Source organism: Pseudomonas sp. BIGb0381, assembly GCF_024809815.1.
Taxonomy (GTDB): Bacteria; Pseudomonadota; Gammaproteobacteria; order Pseudomonadales; family Pseudomonadaceae; genus Aquipseudomonas.
Window position 1 is genome coordinate 1,180,147 of record NZ_JANUEN010000001.1, and the last position, 18,132, is coordinate 1,198,278.

At 62.4% G+C, this 18,132-nt stretch carries 23 protein-coding genes and 1 pseudogene; 19 read left to right on the plus strand and 5 right to left on the minus strand.

Annotated elements, in window-relative coordinates:
• Positions 1-42: 42 nt before the first annotated feature.
• The 3 genes from M2397_RS05575 to M2397_RS05585 all read left to right on the plus strand — a co-directional run bounded on the left by M2397_RS05575 (position 43) and on the right by M2397_RS05585 (position 1,652).
• Positions 43-279, plus strand: coding sequence for a glutaredoxin family protein (locus tag M2397_RS05575; protein WP_131699500.1), 237 nt, complete (start codon positions 43-45; stop codon positions 277-279).
• Positions 280-353: 74 nt separating this feature from the next.
• Positions 354-689, plus strand: coding sequence for a hypothetical protein (locus tag M2397_RS05580; protein ID WP_010565034.1), 336 nt, complete (start codon positions 354-356; stop codon positions 687-689).
• A gap of 72 nt (positions 690-761) precedes the next feature.
• Positions 762-1,652, plus strand: a complete 891-nt coding sequence (locus M2397_RS05585; protein ID WP_131699499.1) for a pseudouridine synthase — start codon at positions 762-764, stop codon at positions 1,650-1,652.
• 54 nt (positions 1,653-1,706) lie between these two features.
• Here the strand turns inward: M2397_RS05585 and M2397_RS05590 are convergent, their stop codons facing one another.
• Both M2397_RS05590 and mobA read right to left on the minus strand, forming a co-directional pair.
• Positions 1,707-1,928, minus strand: a complete 222-nt coding sequence (locus tag M2397_RS05590; protein ID WP_010211805.1) for a YgdI/YgdR family lipoprotein — start codon at positions 1,926-1,928, stop codon at positions 1,707-1,709.
• An 82-nt stretch (positions 1,929-2,010) separates the two neighbouring features.
• A complete protein-coding gene (gene mobA, locus M2397_RS05595) occupies positions 2,011-2,613 on the minus strand; it encodes a molybdenum cofactor guanylyltransferase MobA (protein ID WP_259242407.1) in 603 nt (200 codons plus the stop codon).
• Between the two features lie 76 nt (positions 2,614-2,689).
• On the opposite strand from mobA, the gene moaB reads away from it, so the two are divergent.
• Both moaB and glp read left to right on the plus strand, forming a co-directional pair.
• Positions 2,690-3,229: a molybdenum cofactor biosynthesis protein B gene (moaB, locus tag M2397_RS05600; RefSeq protein ID WP_131699497.1), complete on the plus strand. Its 540-nt coding sequence runs from the start codon at positions 2,690-2,692 to the stop codon at positions 3,227-3,229.
• A complete protein-coding gene (glp, locus tag M2397_RS05605) occupies positions 3,213-4,439 on the plus strand; it encodes a gephyrin-like molybdotransferase Glp (RefSeq protein WP_184746412.1) in 1,227 nt (408 codons plus the stop codon). Before moaB ends, glp begins: the two co-directional genes overlap by 17 nt.
• A gap of 68 nt (positions 4,440-4,507) precedes the next feature.
• On the opposite strand, the gene M2397_RS05610 is transcribed toward glp, so the two are convergent.
• Complete coding sequence (locus tag M2397_RS05610; protein ID WP_145338056.1) at positions 4,508-4,837, minus strand: EscU/YscU/HrcU family type III secretion system export apparatus switch protein; 330 nt, start codon at positions 4,835-4,837, stop codon at positions 4,508-4,510.
• Positions 4,834-6,411 carry a flagellar hook-length control protein FliK gene (locus M2397_RS05615; RefSeq protein ID WP_259242454.1) on the minus strand — a complete coding sequence of 526 codons (1,578 nt, stop codon included), beginning with the start codon at positions 6,409-6,411 and terminating at the stop codon, positions 4,834-4,836. Before M2397_RS05615 ends, M2397_RS05610 begins: the two co-directional genes overlap by 4 nt.
• Before the next feature lie 200 nt (positions 6,412-6,611).
• Here M2397_RS05615 and ccmA point away from each other — a divergent pair, with 200 nt between their 5' ends.
• The 14 genes and pseudogenes from ccmA (at position 6,612) to M2397_RS05685 (ending at position 17,259) form a co-directional block, all read left to right on the plus strand.
• On the plus strand, positions 6,612-7,247 hold the full coding sequence (ccmA, locus tag M2397_RS05620) for a cytochrome c biogenesis heme-transporting ATPase CcmA (RefSeq protein ID WP_259242408.1): 636 nt from the start codon (positions 6,612-6,614) through the stop codon (positions 7,245-7,247).
• The gene (ccmB, locus tag M2397_RS05625; RefSeq protein WP_131699492.1) at positions 7,244-7,912 is read left to right on the plus strand and encodes a heme exporter protein CcmB; all 669 of its coding nucleotides are present in this window, start codon (positions 7,244-7,246) and stop codon (positions 7,910-7,912) included. The genes ccmA and ccmB overlap by 4 nt, the downstream gene beginning before the upstream one ends.
• 91 nt (positions 7,913-8,003) lie before the next feature.
• Complete coding sequence (locus tag M2397_RS05630; protein ID WP_131699491.1) at positions 8,004-8,759, plus strand: heme ABC transporter permease; 756 nt, start codon at positions 8,004-8,006, stop codon at positions 8,757-8,759.
• Positions 8,756-8,932, plus strand: coding sequence for a heme exporter protein CcmD (gene ccmD, locus M2397_RS05635; protein WP_065924460.1), 177 nt, complete (start codon positions 8,756-8,758; stop codon positions 8,930-8,932). Before M2397_RS05630 ends, ccmD begins: the two co-directional genes overlap by 4 nt.
• Positions 8,929-9,384, plus strand: a complete 456-nt coding sequence (gene ccmE, locus M2397_RS05640; protein WP_027607026.1) for a cytochrome c maturation protein CcmE — start codon at positions 8,929-8,931, stop codon at positions 9,382-9,384. The genes ccmD and ccmE overlap by 4 nt, the downstream gene beginning before the upstream one ends.
• 3 nt (positions 9,385-9,387) lie before the next feature.
• Entirely contained in the window at positions 9,388-11,376 is a 1,989-nt protein-coding gene (locus M2397_RS05645) for a heme lyase CcmF/NrfE family subunit (RefSeq protein ID WP_259242409.1), read from the plus strand.
• A complete protein-coding gene (locus M2397_RS05650) occupies positions 11,373-11,909 on the plus strand; it encodes a DsbE family thiol:disulfide interchange protein (RefSeq protein WP_090407195.1) in 537 nt (178 codons plus the stop codon). The genes M2397_RS05645 and M2397_RS05650 overlap by 4 nt, the downstream gene beginning before the upstream one ends.
• The gene (locus M2397_RS05655) at positions 11,906-12,379 is read left to right on the plus strand and encodes a cytochrome c-type biogenesis protein (protein WP_053130594.1); all 474 of its coding nucleotides are present in this window, start codon (positions 11,906-11,908) and stop codon (positions 12,377-12,379) included. The genes M2397_RS05650 and M2397_RS05655 overlap by 4 nt, the downstream gene beginning before the upstream one ends.
• On the plus strand, positions 12,372-13,556 hold the full coding sequence (ccmI, locus tag M2397_RS05660) for a c-type cytochrome biogenesis protein CcmI (protein WP_131699488.1): 1,185 nt from the start codon (positions 12,372-12,374) through the stop codon (positions 13,554-13,556). Before M2397_RS05655 ends, ccmI begins: the two co-directional genes overlap by 8 nt.
• Positions 13,557-13,571: 15 nt before the next feature.
• Positions 13,572-13,967, plus strand: a complete 396-nt coding sequence (locus M2397_RS05665) for a hypothetical protein (protein WP_131699487.1) — start codon at positions 13,572-13,574, stop codon at positions 13,965-13,967.
• A 456-nt stretch (positions 13,968-14,423) separates the two neighbouring features.
• Positions 14,424-14,552 carry a histidine phosphatase family protein gene (locus tag M2397_RS05670; protein ID WP_259242410.1) on the plus strand — a complete coding sequence of 43 codons (129 nt, stop codon included), beginning with the start codon at positions 14,424-14,426 and terminating at the stop codon, positions 14,550-14,552.
• An 83-nt stretch (positions 14,553-14,635) separates the two neighbouring features.
• Positions 14,636-14,806, plus strand: a pseudogene (locus tag M2397_RS05675) (alpha-D-ribose 1-methylphosphonate 5-triphosphate diphosphatase); the annotation flags it as partial.
• On the plus strand, positions 14,806-15,378 hold the full coding sequence (gene phnN, locus M2397_RS05680) for a phosphonate metabolism protein/1,5-bisphosphokinase (PRPP-forming) PhnN (protein ID WP_259242411.1): 573 nt from the start codon (positions 14,806-14,808) through the stop codon (positions 15,376-15,378). The pseudogene M2397_RS05675 and the gene phnN, both read left to right, overlap by 1 nt.
• Before the next feature lie 387 nt (positions 15,379-15,765).
• Positions 15,766-17,259 (plus strand): M10 family metallopeptidase C-terminal domain-containing protein, encoded by a 1,494-nt coding sequence (locus M2397_RS05685; RefSeq protein ID WP_184746426.1) that lies wholly within the window; start codon positions 15,766-15,768, stop codon positions 17,257-17,259.
• Here M2397_RS05685 and M2397_RS05690 read toward each other — a convergent pair.
• A complete protein-coding gene (locus tag M2397_RS05690; RefSeq protein ID WP_259242412.1) occupies positions 17,249-18,130 on the minus strand; it encodes a LysR family transcriptional regulator in 882 nt (293 codons plus the stop codon). The two genes, M2397_RS05685 and M2397_RS05690, sit on opposite strands and share 11 nt — an antisense overlap.
• Between the last annotated feature and the right edge of the window lie 2 nt (positions 18,131-18,132).

The window sequence follows — 18,132 nt, forward strand, 5'->3', positions numbered from 1 at the left end:
GGCTTAGAATATTTGTCTACTTACTGATCAGGGCCATTCGTCATGCTTCCTGAATGCCAGTTGTTCGGCACCCTGGGTTGCCATCTTTGTGAAATTGCCGAAGCCGAAATCATGCCGCTCGTCGAGCGCGGGTTGCTGGTTGAGTTGGTTGATATCACCGACCCCGAGGACCTGACCGACGCCTACGGCCTAAGGATTCCGGTGCTTCGGCGGGTGGACACGGGGGCTGAACTGGATTGGCCCTTCGATGCGGATCAGGTTGTCGCCTTCCTGCGCTGACGTTTATGCGATGGCGGGTTTCCGAATATTACGTTACTGTATGTTTGTACAGCGATTGAATAGAGGGAACGCCCGTGGTGAATGTTGAACAACTGAAAAGCAGCGTCAATCGCATGTCTGCCGATGTCGTGCGCGACGCGGTGAACGAGCTGCGCCTCGACGGCCTGGTCACGGAAGGCAAGACGCCGTTTAACAAAGTGCATTTCAATACCTGCTTTGCCGAGATCGAAGCGTTGTTCCAGCGCGCCGGTTATCACAAGCAGCTCGATGTGGTGGGCTACCAGGGCCTGTTGTACGCGCTTTACGATCCCGGCCGCTGGGAGGCGGTGGACGTGCTGCGCTGGCTCAAGGAGTTCACCGAGGCGGCGAGTGCTTCGCCGATCCTGCGGGCGGAATTGGCCAAGGCCTGAGATCCGCCCTAGGCCGAGTCCCGCTTCATGCGGGATAATGCCTGCCTGTTTTTCCCAGGCTTCGAGCACTTCATGTCCACATCCGCTTTTTCCGCGTCCCAGCACCAAGCCAGCACCCTGTACCTGCCACCTGGCCCCTGGGCAACGGTGCTGGAGTGTCTGTGCGAGCACTTTGCGGCGATCAGCCGCGAACACTGGCTGGACCGCATCGCCCGGGGGCGGGTGCTGGATGTCAATGGCAACCCCATCCCCCTGGACCTGGCCTACAAGGAAGGCCTGTGCATCTATTACTTCCGTGAAGTACCCAACGAAAAAGTCATCCCGGTGCAGGAAACCATCCTCTACGCCGACGAGCACCTGGTGGTGGCGGACAAACCGCACTTCCTGCCCGTGACCCCGGCCGGCGAGTACGTCGAGCAAACCCTGCTGCGCCGCCTGATTCGCCGCCTGGACAACCCTGCACTGGTGCCCCTGCACCGCATCGACCGGCACACCGCCGGGCTGGTGTTGTTCTCGGCCAACCCGTCCAGCCGCTCGGCCTATCAGCAGCTGTTTCCCACGCGCCAGATCGATAAATTCTACGAAGCCATTGCCCCGGCTTTGCCTGGGCTGACGTTCCCATTGGTACACAAAAGCCGCCTGGTGGATGGCGAACCGTTCTTCCGCATGCAGGAGGGCCCGGGCGCCAGCAATACCGAAACAGCGGTGGAGGTGCGGGAAAAGAATGGCGACTTATGGCGCTACGGCCTGTTTCCCGTGACCGGCAAGAAGCACCAGTTGCGCGTGCACATGACCGCGCTGGGGGCGAGCATCTGCAACGATCCGTTCTACCCGGAGGTGATCAAGGATGCCGTCGACGATTACGCCAACCCTCTCAAGCTGCTGGCCCAGGGCGTGCGGTTTGTCGACCCGGTCACCGCTGAAGAACGCCTTTTTCGCAGCCGGATCACCCTCGACTGGTGACCCCGGAAACGACAAGGCCCGCGCGAGGCGGGCCTTATGTGCAAGCGCTGAGACTTACAGGTCTTTAACGGTGCGAACCTGATCTTTGTTGATGCGGGTACGCTTGCCGTCAAGTTGTTCGAATTCGTAGAAACCCGAATCTTCGTTGTATTTCGGGGTGTCGACGGCCTGGATTTCGCGACCGTCATTCAGGGTGATCACTGTCGGCGAGGCGCAACCGGCGAGGGTAGCCAGGCCCAGTGCAAGCATGAGAGCGGCGATGGTCCGTTGAGTCATGGGTGTTGTCTCCGAGAGAATACTTTTTTGATTACTGACCTTGTGACGTGTGGGACGTCGCCAAAGTTCCTTGTGCGAAGGTTCATTCTGACACGTCAGACCTTTGGCGCAACAGCTCTGGTGTATTCAGGTTGGCCAGGCGTGGGTCATCGGTTGGGCATTCCAGGCCCACACCGCCCAATTGCAGGAGGATCTTTCGTGGGCTGCGTTCACCGGCATGCCAGGCCTGTTCTACCTCGGTTCGCAGACCGATGGGGATGATGCAGATCAAGGGTTCCCAGAATTCACCGTGGCGCACCATTACCGGCAACGATGGATTGCGTTGTGCGGTTTCACGCAGGTCGGCGAGCAGTCGGGCGTCGATGTGTGGCACATCGCATGGCAGGATCAGCAGGTGCTCATGGCGCGCGGCGACCAGTCCCGCGCGGATACCGGCCAACGGCCCGGGGAAGTCCGGGCTGTCGTCGCTCACCAACTGGTCGGCATAGGGGGCGTACTGCGCCTGGTTGCGGTTGCACGAGATGATCAGGTCATCGGTGAGTGGTCGCACCAGGCGCTGCAAGTGTGCGATCAAGGGCAGGCCGTGCCAGTCCAGCAGACCTTTATCCTGGCCGCCCATGCGCTGGCCGCGGCCACCGGCCAACAGCAGGATCGAACAGGGCAGGGGCATTGAATCGAGTGGCATGTGGGTTCCGCGCAGGCAGCTGAACAGGGGCCTGTGATATAACATCGGGCTGTTCCTTCGACAACCGGACCGTGCCATGAAAGCCAAGGCCGATGCACCCTTCGTACCCCTGAATATCGCGGTATTGACCGTCAGCGACACCCGCACCCTGGACACCGACACCTCGGGCCAGGTCTTCGTCGACCGCCTCACCGCAGCCGGGCACAACCTGGCCGAGCGCGTGCTGCTCAAGGACGACCTCTACAAGATCCGCGCCCAGGTCGCCCACTGGATTGCCGAAGACGTGGTGCAAGTGGTGTTGATCACCGGCGGCACCGGCTTCACCGGCCGCGATAGCACCCCCGAAGCGGTCAGTTGCCTGCTCGACAAACAGGTCGACGGCTTTGGCGAACTGTTCCGCCAGATCTCCGTGGCCGACATCGGCACCTCCACCGTGCAATCCCGCGCCCTGGCCGGGCTGGCCAACGGCACCCTGGTGTGTTGCCTGCCGGGCTCCACCAATGCAGTGCGCACCGGTTGGGATGGCATCCTCGCCGAACAACTGGATAACCGTCACCGGCCGTGCAACTTCGTGCCGCACCTGAAGCTGGCCGAACCTTGTGAATCCCGTGGGTAAGCCCGGCAAGACCGGCGCCCTGATGCCGGTAGAACACGCCCTGCAACAGCTGCTGGCGATGGCCGAAGGCGCGCCGATCCGCGAGCAGCACGTGCTGCCCCTGGCCGAGTGCGATGGCCGCGTATTGGCCCAGGACCTGGTCTCCACCCTCGACCTGCCGCCCTGGCCCAACAGCGCCATGGACGGTTACGCCGTGCGCCTGGCGGATTGGACCGGTGAACCGTTGCCTGTCAGCCAACGTATTTTCGCTGGCCAGGCGCCACAGCCGCTGGCGGCTGGAACCTGTGCGCGCATCTTCACCGGGGCGCCGGTACCGGAAGGCGCGGACTGCGTGGAAATGCAGGAAAACGCCGTGGTCCACGCCGACGAACGCGTGAGCTTTAGCGAGCCGTTGCAGCTCAACCAGAACATTCGCCCCCAAGGCCAGGAAACCACCGTCGGCGACTTGGTGCTCGCGGCGGGTACGCGCCTGGGCCCGATCGAACTGGGCCTCGCGGCTTCCCTTGGCCGTGATCGGCTGGACGTGATCCGCCGCCCGCGTGTTGCGGTGTTGTCCACCGGTGATGAACTGATCGAACCCGGTTTGCCGCTCGGCCCGGGCCAGATCTACAACAGCAACCGCCGCGTGTTGTGTTCCTGGCTTGAGCGTATGGGCTGCGAAGTCATCGACGCGGGCATCCTGCCGGATGATCTGGAGCAGACCCGTTCCCGACTGGCAGGCTTGAGCGCGGTTGACCTGATTTTGTCCACGGGCGGTGTGTCGGTGGGCGAGGCGGACTTCCTCGGTATCGCCCTGCGCGAAGACGGTGAGCTGGCGTTATGGAAGCTGGCGATCAAGCCGGGCAAACCCCTGACCTTTGGTCATTTCCGTGGTGTGCCGGTGATCGGCCTGCCGGGCAACCCGGCCTCGACCCTGGTGACCTTCGCGCTGTTGGCGCGTCCGTATTTGCTGCGCCGTCAGGGAGTGGCCGACGTCGAGCCGCTGCGTTTCGCAGTGCCGGTGGGGTTCACCTGGCCCAAGCCGGGCAACCGCCGCGAGTATCTGCGCGGGCGCATCGAGCAGGGCAAGGCGATCATCTACCGCAACCAGAGCTCCGGCGTGCTGCGCAGCGCGGCGTGGGCGGAGGGGTTGGTGGAGGTGTTGGAGGGCACGACGCTGGAGGTGGGTGATCGAGTCAATTTCATCCCGCTAAGCGAAGTCCTCAACTGACCGCAGATCCAAATGTGGGAGGGAGCAAGCCCCCTCCCACATTTGGATCTGTGTGTGCCTGTGGCTATTCAGTAGTCGTCGCCACGCTCGGTCACATCCCGCTCCACCGGCCCCGCATCCGGGTCATAGCCCACCGGGAACTTGCCTTTCAAGGTCCAGGCAAACGCGATGATTTCGGCGATGGTGCGGTACAACTCTTCCGGAATACTGTCGCCCAACTCCATGCGTGCCAGCAGTTTCACCAGCTCGGCGTTCTCATAGATAGGCACTTCATTTTCCCGCGCCAACTTGAGGATGGCTTCAGCCAGGGCGTCATCGCCCTTGGCGGACAGGGTCGGGGCTTGTTGGCCGTCGTACTTGAGGGCAATCGCCTGGCGTGGCGGGTTGGGGTTATTCATGCGGTTTCATCCACCCAGCGTTGTTCCAGTCCGGTTTTTGGCCCGCGGGGTGGCGTGCCGAGGTGGCAATCCAGGTCGCCGACGTTGATGCCCGAAGTCACCAGCCGTTCGCGCAGATTGCCCAGATGACTTTCGATCAGGCTGGCGGTGAAAGGTCGCGTTGCCCACAGCTGGCTGGACAGTTTGCCCTGGGTCAGTTGCGCCTGGACCTGCAACGGCCCCAGGGGCTCCATATCGAAGGCCAGTTCGACGCGCCAGAGCATCTGCTTCGGATCTTTTTTGTCCTTGCGTTCGGGTTGGTCCTTATCCGGCACCGGTTCTTCGCGCTGGAACTTGACCTGCAACGGCACGATGTCCTGCAGGGTGCGCATGGGGATTTCCAACTGCCAAGTGGTTTGCAGGCGGCCGTCGGCGGTGGTGCCGGTTTGCTCCAGGCTCGACAGCTGGTGACTCTGCAACCTGGAAATGGCCCCGGCGGCCAGACGCAGCAGGTTTTCCAGGTCGCCTTCGCCTTCAAGCTTCGCCATCAGCCGCTCGGGCAGTGGAAAGCTGACCGGTGCCTGCCGCGCGCTGACTTGGCCCAGCGTGTTCAGTGGGCTGCGCACAAAATTGGGCAATACCTGGGCCAGCGTGTTGGCCGCAAGAATGGCGTTGAGGTTGGTACTGGCGGGCAGGGCGGGCAATAAGTCCGCGACAAGGCGCAGCAGTGCGCCCTTCATGTCCAGGGGTGGTATCTGAGGATTCTGCCCTGCGAGTAATTTGGCTTCCAGAAAGGCGCCGCTGTTCTGGATCACTTGAGCCAGGACTTTGGGGTTACTGACCTGTGCCAGGTCGGGCAACGCGGCGAGCAAACGGTCGGCGGCGGCGCGCAGGTCGGCGGAAGTACTGTCGCCACGGGGCAGGTTTTGCAGTGCGGTGAAGACCGCATCCAGGGAGCCCTGGCGACTTTGCTGGGTCGACAGTTGCTGGGTGACCGCCAATTGATCCTTGAGCCCGCTCAGCGGCACAAAATTCAGGGTCTGCGCGTTCTGCACCACAGCGCTGAGCAAACTGCCCACGCGCAGCGGTTGTGGGCTTTCCACCGTCAGTGTCGCGCCGGCCAAGGCGTTATTCAGCACCGTCACCAACGAACGATAGATCGCCGGTTGCGCCGTGCCCTGGGGCAGCACCTGAGTGGTCAATACCTTGGCTTGCAACAGCGTACCTTCCGGGACCTTGGCGGTATCGATGCGGGTGAGGGCGGCGACGTTGGCACTCAAGGCCTGTTGCAGGCTGAGGGTCAGGTTGCCCGCTGGCGTCTGACTCACCGCCACATTGCTGCCTAAGGGCAAGGGCTGCGCGCTGCTGGCCTGCACCAGCGTCTGGCGGCCGCCGTCCAAGGTCAGCTTGAGCAGCAACTGAAAGGCCTCACCGCCTTGTTTAAGGGCGATGACTTCGGCATTCGCGGTTTTCCCTGGGTCGATCAGCCCGGTCTGCGGCTCCAGCAGTTTCAGCAGTGCCCCAGGCACAGGCGCAGGGCTTTGCCCGGCTGCCGGGGTGGGAGGAAGCGTAGGAAGGTTGATCTCGCCGGTCATCGTGCGCATCGTCTCTGGGGAAATAGCCCTCTTTAGCGTAGGGCATCGCATGTATAATGCCGCCCGTCTGCAAAGAGAGCGGTAAAAACCTCACAACTATTTGATCCAGCTCTCTAAAATCGGTCGCCAAAGCCGTTATTGTGCTTCTTTCTATAACGGCCGCTGCACCGCCGACTTGAACCGTAAAGGCCCGCGATCTCTTGACCAGCCCTCTTCTTGAAGCCGTAGCGCTCTCCTGTGAACGCGACTTGCGTCTGCTGTTCGAGCACCTCGACCTGCGTGTGGCGGGCGGCGACATGCTGCAGATCAGCGGCCCCAACGGCAGCGGCAAGACCAGTCTGCTGCGCCTGCTGGCCGGCTTGATGCAGCCCACGGCCGGTGAAGTTCGACTCAACGGCAAGCCGCTCAACGAACAACGCACTGAACTTGCGCGCAACCTGATCTGGATCGGCCACGCCGCCGGCATCAAAGATGTGCTCACCGCCGAAGAAAACCTCAGCTGGCTCAGTGCCCTGCATCATCCCGCGACCCGCGACGCCATCTGGCAGGCCCTGGCCGCCGTCGGCCTCAAGGGTTTCGAAGACGTTCCCTGTCACACCCTGTCTGCCGGCCAACAGCGCCGCGTGGCCCTGGCGCGCCTGTACCTGCCGGGCCCGCCACTGTGGATTCTCGACGAACCCTTCACCGCCCTCGACAAACAAGGCGTCACCCAATTGGAAGAACACCTGGCGCGGCACTGCGAGCAGGGCGGCCAGGTGGTGCTCACCACCCACCACACCCTGGCGCGCATGCCCGTCGGTTACCGTGACCTCGACCTGGGCCGGTGGTCGGTATGAGTGTGTTCGCCCTGTTGGTCGCCCGCGAAGCCCGGTTGCTGTGCCGTCGCCCGGCCGAATTGGCCAACCCGCTGGTGTTCTTTGCCATCGTGATCGCGCTGTTCCCGTTGGCGGTCGGCCCCGAGACTAAACTGTTGCAAACCTTGTCGCCGGGACTGGTGTGGGTCGCGGCCCTTTTGTCTGTCCTGCTCTCGCTGGACGGGCTGTTTCGCAGTGATTTCGAAGACGGTTCCCTCGAACAGTGGGTCCTTTCGTCGCACCCCCTGGCACTTCTGGTACTGGCCAAGGTGCTGGCACACTGGGCTTTTTCCGGCTTGGCACTGGTGCTGCTCTCACCGTTGCTGGCGATGATGCTAGGGTTGCCCTCCGAGTGCCTGCCGGTGTTGCTCCTTTCCTTGCTGCTCGGCACGCCAGCCTTGAGTTTGCTGGGGGCGGTGGGCGCGGCACTGACCGTCGGTTTGAAGCGTGGTGGCCTGCTATTGGCCCTGTTGATTCTGCCGTTGTACATCCCGGTACTGATCCTGGGCAGCGGCGCGTTGCAAGCCGCGCTCATGGGCATGCCGGCGACCGGTTACCTCCTGTGGCTTGGCAGCCTGACCGCCCTGGCGGTAACCCTGACACCCTTTGCTATAGCCGCCGGCCTGAAGATCAGCGTCGGCGAATAATGAGGTCTGACCCAGCGACATTGTCAGCTCTTCAACATAAGAAAGACCCTACGCTTCTCGCAATGACGAGAAGCAACCGTGAGAAACAGCAATGAACTGGACCTGGTTTCACAAGCTCGGCTCGCCCAAATGGTTCTACGGCATCAGTGGCAAACTGCTGCCTTGGTTCAGCATCGCAGCCGTGTTGCTGATCGGCATAGGCCTGGTCTGGGGCCTGGCCTTTGCGCCGCCGGACTACCAGCAAGGCAACAGCTTTCGCATCATCTACATCCACGTGCCTGCCGCGATGCTGGCCCAGTCCTGCTACGTGATGCTGGCGGTATGCGGTGTCGTCGGCCTGGTCTGGAAGATGAAACTTGCGGACGTCGCCCTGCAATGCGCCGCGCCCATCGGTGCGTGGATGACCGCCGTGGCGCTGGTCACCGGCGCGATCTGGGGCAAACCCACCTGGGGCTCGTGGTGGGTGTGGGATGCGCGACTAACGTCCATGTTGATCCTGCTGTTCCTGTACTTCGGTCTGATTGCGCTGGGCAACGCGATCAGCAATCGTGACAGCGCCGCCAAGGCCTGCGCGGTGCTGGCGATTGTCGGCGTGATCAACATCCCGATCATCAAGTACTCGGTGGAGTGGTGGAACACCCTGCACCAGGGCGCCACCTTCACCCTCACCGAAAAGCCGGCGATGCCCGTGGAAATGTGGGCGCCGCTGCTGTTGATGGTGCTGGGCTTCTACTGTTTCTTCGGCGCCGTACTGCTGATGCGCATGCGCCTCGAAGTGCTCAAGCGTGAAGCCCGCGCGAGCTGGGTCAAGGCTGAAGTGCAAACCTGCCTGGGAGTGCGTGGATGAGCTTTGCTTCTTTCAGTGATTTTCTCGCCATGGGCCACCACGGCCTGTATGTCTGGACGGCCTATGGCATCTGCCTGGCCGTGCTGGCCCTCAACGTCGTCGCGCCGATCCTGGCCCGCAAGCGTTACCTGCAACAAGAGGCGCGTCGTCTGCGCCGGGAGACCGAAAAGTGAATCCGCTGCGTAGAAAGCGTCTGTTGATCATCCTTGCCATTCTGGCCGGCGTCAGTATTGCCGTGGGCCTGGCGATGAGCGCCCTGCGGGAGAACATCAACCTGTTCTACACCCCGACCCAGATCGCCAACGGCGAAGCGCCGCTGGACACGCGCATCCGCGCCGGCGGCATGGTGGAGAAGGGCTCCCTGAAGCGCTCCGGCGATTCCCTCGACGTCACCTTCGTGGTCACCGATTTCAACAAGGCCGTGACCATCACTTATCGCGGTATCCTCCCGGACCTGTTCCGCGAAGGCCAGGGCATCGTCGCCCTGGGCAAGCTCAACGCCGACGGCGTGGTGGTGGCCGATGAAGTGCTGGCCAAGCACGATGAGAAATACATGCCGCCTGAGGTGACCAAAGCCCTCAAGGACAGCGGCCAGTCCGCACCCACCCCCGCCAAGGAGGGCTAAGCCATGACGTCCGCACTGTTTATTCCGGAGCTGGGCCAGTTGGCGATGATCCTCGCCCTGTGCTTTGCCATCGTCCAGGCCGTGGTGCCGTTGCTCGGCGCCTGGCGTGGTGACCGCCTGTGGATGAGCCTGGCGCAGCCGGCCGCCTGGGGCCAGTGTGCGTTCCTGGTGTTCGCGTTTGGCTGCCTGACCTACGCCTTTATGACCGACGACTTTTCCGTCGCTTATGTGGCCAATAACTCCAACAGCGCCTTGCCCTGGTACTACAAGTTCAGCGCGGTGTGGGGCGCCCACGAAGGCTCGCTGCTGTTGTGGGCGTTGATCCTCGGGGGCTGGACCTTCGCGGTGTCGGTGTTTTCGCGCCAGTTGCCGCAAGTCATGCTCGCCCGGGTGCTGGCGGTGATGGGCATGATCAGCATCGGCTTCCTGCTGTTCCTGATCATGACCTCCAACCCGTTCACCCGCATCCTGCCGCAGATCCCGGCGAACGGTCACGACCTCAACCCGCTGCTGCAAGACATCGGCCTGATCGTGCACCCGCCGATGCTCTACATGGGCTATGTCGGTTTCTCCGTGGCCTTTGCCTTCGCCATCGCCGCCTTGCTCGGCGGGCGCCTTGATGCGGCGTGGGCGCGCTGGTCGCGGCCTTGGACCATCGTCGCCTGGGCCTTCCTCGGCATCGGCATCACCCTCGGTTCGTGGTGGGCCTACTACGAACTCGGCTGGGGCGGCTGGTGGTTCTGGGACCCGGTGGAAAACGCCTCGTTCATGCCATGGCTGGTGGGTACCGCACTGATTCACTCGTTGGCCGTCACCGAAAAACGCGGCGTGTTCAAGAGCTGGACCGTGTTGCTGGCCATCGCGGCATTTTCCCTCAGCCTGCTCGGCACCTTCCTCGTGCGTTCGGGCGTGTTGACCTCGGTGCATGCCTTCGCCTCCGACCCGGAGCGCGGCGTGTTCATCCTGATCTTCCTGCTGTTTGTGGTCGGCGGCTCCCTCACCCTGTTCGCCCTGCGCGCGCCGGTGGTCAAGAGCCAGGTCGGCTTCAACCTGTGGTCGCGGGAAACCCTGCTGCTGGGCAATAACCTGGTGTTGGTGGTGGCCGCGTCGATGATCCTGCTCGGCACCTTGTACCCCTTGGTGCTGGATGCCCTGAGCGGCGCCAAACTGTCCGTCGGCCCGCCGTACTTCAACGCGTTGTTTATCCCGTTGATGGGCCTGTTGATGGTGGTGATGGCGGTCGGCATGCTGGTGCGCTGGAAGGACACCCCGGTCAAATGGCTGGTCGGCATGTTGATGCCGGTGCTGCTCGGCAGCGTGGCCCTGGCCGTGGTCGCCGGCATTGCCTATGGCGACTTCAACTGGGCGGTGCTCGCCACCTTCCTGCTCGCCGCCTGGGTGTTGCTGGCCGGTGTGCGTGACATCTTCGACAAGACCCGCCACAAAGGCCTGGTCAAAGGCCTGCCGACCCTGACCCGCAGCTACTGGGGCATGCAGATCGCCCACATCGGCATCGCCGTGTGCGCCCTCGGCGTGGTGCTGTCCAGCCAGAACAGTGCCGAGCGCGACCTGCGCCTGGCGCCGGGCGAGTCCATGGACCTGGCCGGTTACCACTTCATCTTCGACGGCGCCAAGCACTTCGAAGGGCCGAACTTCACGTCAGACAAAGGCACCGTGCGCGTAGTCCGTAACGGTAAAGAGATCGCCGTGCTACACCCGGAAAAACGCCTGTACACCGTACAAAGCTCGATGATGACCGAAGCCGGCATCGATGCCGGTTTCACCCGTGACCTCTATGTGGCCTTGGGTGAGCCCCTGGGCGATGGCGCCTGGGCCGTGCGCGTGCATGTGAAACCGTTCGTGCGCTGGATCTGGTTCGGTGGTTTGCTCACCGGCTTTGGTGGTTTGCTCGCGGCGCTGGACCGCAGGTATAGGGTCAAGGTCAAGAGCCGGGTGCGTGAAGCGCTGGGCATGCAAGGAGCGGCGGTATGAAGCGTTGGTTGATGGTGTTGCCGCTGGCATTGTTCCTGGTGGTAGCGGTGTTTCTGTATCGCGGCTTGTACCTGGACCCGGCCGAACTGCCCTCGGCGATGATCGGCAAGCCGTTCCCCGCGTTCAGCCTGCCGACCGTGCAGGGTGACAAGACCCTGACCCAGGCCGACCTGCTCGGCAAACCGGCGCTGGTCAACGTGTGGGGCACCTGGTGCATCTCCTGCCGCGTCGAGCACCCGGTGCTGAACAAGCTGGCCGAGAAGGGCGTGGTGATCTACGGCATCAACTACAAGGACGACAATGCAGCGGCCTTGAAGTGGCTGGCGGAGTTCCACAACCCGTACCAGCTGGATATTCGTGATGAAGACGGCAACCTCGGTTTGAACCTCGGCGTGTACGGCGCCCCGGAAACCTTCTTTATCGACGCCAAAGGTGTGATCCGCGACAAATACGTCGGCGTGATCGACGAAGTGGTGTGGCGCGAGCAACTGGCCGCCAAGTACCAGGCGCTGGTCGACGAGGCCAAGCCATGAAGCGCCTGTTAGCCGCTGCCGTCCTGGCGCTGGGCTTGGCCGGGGTGGCCCACGCCGCCATCGACACTTACGAATTCGCCAAGGACGGTGACCGCGAGCGTTTCCGCGAATTGACCAAGGAGCTGCGCTGCCCCAAGTGCCAGAACCAGGACATCGCCGACTCCAACGCGCCCATCGCCGCCGACCTGCGCAAAGAAATCTTCCGCATGCTGGGGGAGGGCAAGGACAACCAGCAGATCATCGACTTCATGGTCGACCGCTACGGTGATTTCGTGCGCTACAAACCGGCCCTCACCGGCAAGACCGCGCTGCTCTGGTTCGGCCCCGCCGGGCTGCTGCTGGCCGGCGTGGTCGTCATGGCCGTGATCGTCCGCCGTCGCCGCGCCGCGCCTACCGATGGTTCCGACGCGCTATCCCCCGAAGAGCGCCAACGCCTCGACCAATTGCTGGACACCAAGACTGATGATTGATTTCTGGCTCGCAGCCGGCTTGCTGCTTCTGATTGCCCTGAGTTTCCTGTTGATCCCTGTATTGCGCGGCCGCCGTGCCCAGCGTGAAGAGGATCGCACCGCGCTGAACGTGGCGCTTTACCAAGAACGTGTGGCCGAGCTGCAAGTGCAGCAGGACGAAGGCGTGCTCAACGCCGCGCAGCTCGACACCGGCCGCGCCGAAGCCGCCCGCGAGCTGCTGGCCGACACCGAAGGCGTGGAAAAACCCCGCGAATCACGCCTGGGCAAACCGCTGCCGTTGCTCGCCGCCGTCCTCGTCCCGGTGCTTGGTCTTGGCCTGTATATGCACTTCGGCGCCAGCGACAAGGTTGAACTGACCCGCGAATTTTCCCAGCCGCCGGTGTCCATGGAAGACATGACCCAGCGCCTGGAACGCGCCGCCGCCGCCCAACCGGACTCGGCGGAAGGTTTGTACTTCCTCGGCCGCGCCTATATGGCCCAGGATCGTTCCGCCGATGCCGCCAAGGTCTTCGAACGCACCGTGGCTTTGGCCGGGCGTCAGCCGGAACTGCTGGGGCAATGGGCCCAGGCGCAGTACTTTGCCGACAATAAACAGTGGTCGCCCAAGGTCCAGGCGCTGACCGACGAAGCCTTGAAGCTCGACCCGAACGAAGTCACCAGTCTCGGCCTGCTCGGTATCGCCGCCTTCGAAGGCCAGCGTTATCAAGAGGCAATCGACTACTGGAGCCGCTTGCTGGCGCAACTGCCACCGCAAGACAATTCCCGCGTGGCGCTGCAAGGCGGCATCGACCGTGCCGCCGAGAAGCTCAAGGAAAGCGGCGGCACCGTTGCGCAAAAGGCGGTGATGAAAGTCCGCGTGGACCTGTCCGCCGAGGTCAAGGCCAAGGCCCTGCCAACCGACAGCGTATTCATCTTCGCCCGCGCGGTAAAAGGCCCGCCGGCCCCCTTGGCGGCCAAGCGCGTCACCGTTGCCGAGTTGCCCGTCACCGTCGAACTCGGCGATGCCGACGCGATGATGCCGCAGTTGAAACTGTCCAACTTCCCCGAAGTCCAACTGGTTGCGCGCATATCCCGGGCCGGTCAACCGACCACTGGCGAGTGGATCGGCCGCAGCCAACCCTTGGCCAGCACCACCACTGCACTGCAGCAGCTGACCATCGACAGTCCGGACAAGTAATTCGAGGAAACGCCTATGACCGCATTTGCACGCATCACCCTGCTCAGCCTGGTATTGGGCCTGAGCGCCTGTGCGGTCCACCGCCCACCTCCCGCGCCGACCGGCCCGACCATTCCGCCGTCAGGCCCATCCACCCAGCCAAGCACCACGCCTTCGGGCCCGGTGACCCCGCCGCCGAAGCCACTGCCGACCAAATCGCCGACCTTCGCCCCACCACCGGGCGCGGCCAGCCACTGGGACGGCAAGATGCAGGTGTACGTGCTGGACGACCAGCCCGACACCTTCTACCGCCAGCGCACCTACTACCGCTGGAGCAACGGCTGGAGCCGCTCCATCAGCCCCAACGGGCCCTGGGAAGACACCGACGTGCAGGGCGTGCCGCCGGGGTTGAGCAAGCAGTACGCGCAATGACAAAAGGCGACCTTCGGGTCGCCTTTTTCATGCCTGTGAACCCCATTCTTCTAAACACTGGAGGGCAAATGTGGGAGGGGCTTGCCCCCGATAGCGGTGTTTCAGTTAATGAATGTCTGACTGACATACCTCTATCGGGAGCAAGCCCCCTCCCACAGGAGATATCCTCAGCCATCAAGCCACAGGGCACTCCCGCTGCAGTGCCGCACCCACAGCCAGCACCTGCTTGCGGCTTGAATCATCCAAGTGCTCGGCTAAGCCCTCCCACGCATAGGTCGCCATAACGCGAACACAATAATGCCGCTTGCGCGGCACTGTGCGCCATTCTAATCCAGGCGACCAAGCCTGATCGCTGATTTGATTGATCACGCGGAGCATGGGAACGATCATTATGCGATAGTCGGCAATATCATCAGGACCAGCTTAACTCCCCACCCTTCAACAAGACGGACCCTCATGAACCTCTACGTCATACGCCACGGCGAAACGTGGGCCAACGCGGAACACCGCTACCTCGGTGCACTCGACCCGGAACTGACCGAGCGGGGCAGGGAACAGGCTGTCTCGCCCTTTGAAACGCACTGAATCACCGCCACAGGTGACTTTCAAAAAACCTCACCAACCCGTCAGGGTTGAGCAAGCACTACGCCTAGCAAATATTGGAGCGGCACTTCGGTAATGTGGCCGCCGCAGGTCTGGCTGCCGAGGGATTGCTGGATATACTTTCCAGTGCGGGGAAAATCGCCATTGGCCTGCGCGCCGACCTGGTCCAAGCCAGGAGCCGCGAAGGGCTTCCTGTGGTGCAACACGTCTGGCGACAAGCGAAGAGGGTGTTTTGATGGTGGGCAGGTTGATCTATCTCATCGGGCCATCGGGTTCGGGCAAGGACAGCCTGCTGGAGGCTGCACGCCCGCGGTTGGCCGAGCGCGGTTGCCGGATTGTGCGCCGCGTGATCACGCGCTCGGCGGAAGCGGTGGGCGAGGCGGCCCGGGGCGTAAGCCCGGAGCAGTTCGCAGTGATGCAGGCCGAGGGCGCGTTTGCCCTCAGCTGGCACGCCAACGGGTTGTCTTACGGCATCCCTGAGGTCATCGACGAATGGCTGGCGACGGGGGAAGACGTGCTGGTCAACGGCTCACGCGCACACCTGGCGCAGACCCGCGAGCGCTATCCGGAGGTGTTGGTGCTGTTGCTGACGGTGGATCAAGCCGTCTTGCGCCAGCGCTTAATAGCGCGGGGCCGTGAGTCTTTGGCGGATATCGAGGCGCGCCTGGCGCGCAATGCGCGGTTTACCCAAGAGCTGATCGCCGGCAATGGCGCCGGGTTGTTCGTGTTGGATAACTCCGGCCCACTGGAACACACGGTCGAACGCTTGCTGTGTTGCCTGAGCCAGGGGCACTCGGTATGCGTCTGAGCCTGCTCGGCACCGATGACGCGCGGTGACCTGCGCTTTAGCATAAGGTCATGTCAAGCGGCGAGATTCTGACATGCTGAGAACTCGTCGGAAAAGGTTAAGTGCATGTATCTGGGGGCGGGCGGATTTTGCGTAGCCGAATCAGGACAGTTTTGTAGGATTTCGTTTTTTTCTTGATAAACCAATAAGTTTTTTTACGCGAAAGTGTGTGTTCAGTTGTTTAAATTGAAAGTGTTTTATTGCGTCTCTTAGCGCATGTTGCGCCACGTTAGAATGTTTCAGTGCGAACTAAATCAGTGCTGTTCCGAGGGTTTTCTGCATGGGAGGTTACTGCCCCGATGCTGATTGATTCGGCTCATTCACTCACTCTCAAGAGCGCACTGTCCCATGATTAACTCTGAACGTTATCCGCTAAGCTTCTCGCTTGAAAATTTACCACCTTCCGATCCCGGCCCCTTCGGTGTGGGCGCCAGTCGCAAACCCACCTTCACGACGGAGCAGGCCGGAAAGCACATCACCCGCGACAACCTGCACTTCCACGACCGTAATAGCGACAAGCGGATCGACCTCTCCTATACGGTAGACCCGACGTTCAGCGCCGCGCAGCAACGCCGTGTGCGCCAGGCGGCGCAATCCTGGGAGGACGTGGCCAACATCAGTTTCAAGGAGCGGGCCGCCGGCGCCGACGGCACAGTACATATCAAAAACAACCCGCGCGGTGACCGTGGCGTCGCCACCTCACCCACGCGCTCCACTGCCAGCACCACGGCCACGGTTGGCACCCTGCGAGAAAGTAGTTCGCCTGCGTTAGGCAGCCACTTTTCAGTGACCGCCGTGCATGAAATCGGCCACGCCATCGGCCTGCAGCATCCGGGCAACTACAACGGCGGCGGTTCTGATTACAACAGTGGCGCCGTGTATGCCGGTGATACAAAGGCACGCAGTGTGATGAGTTACTGGTCGGAGAAAAACCAGGCCGGCCACGACTTTCGGAATTCGAACCCTTCTGCCCCGATGATGGACGACATCGCTGCGGTTCAGCGGCTATATGGGGCCAATCACCAAACCCGCAACACCGACACGACCTACGGCTTCAATTCCAATACCGACCGCGAAGCCATGACCCTCACCAGCGCCAGCGATAAACCCATCTTTTGCGTCTGGGATGGCGGCGGTGACGATACCCTGGATTTTTCCGGGTTTTCCCAAAACCAGAACATCAATTTGAAGGCCGAATCGTTTTCTGATGTAGGCGGTTTGAAGGGCAATGTTTCGATCGCCAAAGGCGTTACAGTTGAAAACGCCATCGGCGGTTCCGGACGGGATGTGCTGACCGGCAATGACGCCGACAACCGGCTCAAGGGCGGGGCGGGGGCTGACACGTTGCGCGGTGGTGGTGGTGCAGACACGTTTACCTACGATAAGGCCAGTGACTCCACCTCGCAGCAGCCGGACCTTATTGAGGACTTCACCAGCGGCACCGATAAGCTCGACGTCGCGGGTGTCTTGAAAGAAGCAGGTATCGGCGCCCTGGTGTTTACTGATCGCTTCAGTGGCCGGGCAGGCGAGGCTGTGCTCAAACACGACGCCGCCACCGGCCGCTCCAGCCTGGAGATTGACCTGAAGGGCCGCGGCAATACCGATTTCATGGTCAAGAGCGTCGGCCAGATCAAACCCGGGGACGTGCTGTGGCAAGGGCAAAAGCCGCAGGTCAGGCCGCTGCCTGCCCCGACGCCACCTTCACCGTTACCTGCACCTGCGCCCTTACCGTCACCTTCACCGCCTGAGTCGAAAACCGATGCCCTTTCGGCATTGAACGAGGTAATCGTCAAGATATTGTCGACATTGCTGCAGATACTGCAGCGCGTCGTCAAGCCTTGATCAGCGCCTGCACATACTCCACAAATGCCCGCGCCTTGGCACTGGCCATACGCCCGGTGGGGAATACCGCCCATAGATCCCTGGGCGGCAATTCCCAGTCGGTCAGTACCGTCTTGACCTCGCCGCTGGCCAGCTCCGGCGCGAACATCCAGGAGGACGACAGGGTGAGCCCCAGATGACTCAGCACGGCGGCGCGCACCCCTTCTGCTGCGGTGACATGCACGCGGCCATGGGCGACGATGGGGTATTGGCTGTCGCCTTGGCTGAAGCGCCAGTGTGAGCCTTCAGCGCGGGTATAGATGATTGCCTGGTGTTGCATCAGATCGGCGGGGGTGGCGGGTTCGCCGAAGCGTGCGAAGTAGGCCGGGGTGCCGAGGATGACGCAGGGCGATTCGCCAATCTTGCGCGCCGTAAGGCTTGAGTCATTCAGGTTGCCCATGCGCAGGGCGACGTCGATGCCTTCCTCCACCAGGTTGAGGCTGCGGTCATCGAGCACCACGTCCACGTTCATCCCCGGATATTGCGCCAGGAACGGCCCCAGGTGCGGAATGATGTGCAGGCGTGCGAAGGTCACCGGCGCGCTGATCCGCAGGTTCCCCGAGAGCCCGGAGCCTGCACCGCGCGCAGCCTCGTCGGCCGCGTTGGCTTCATCAATGGCGCGCTTGGCTTTATCGAAAAACGCCAGCCCCGCCTCGGTTGGCGTCAGACCCCTTGTCGAACGCATCACCAAGCGTACCGCCAGGCGTGCCTCCAATTGCGCGACGCTCTTGGACACGGCCGGTTGGCCGATGCCCAGGCGCTTGGCCGCGGCAGAGAACGAGCCGGTCTCGACAACGTGGACGAAGGTTTCCATGGCGGTGAGACGGTCCATCG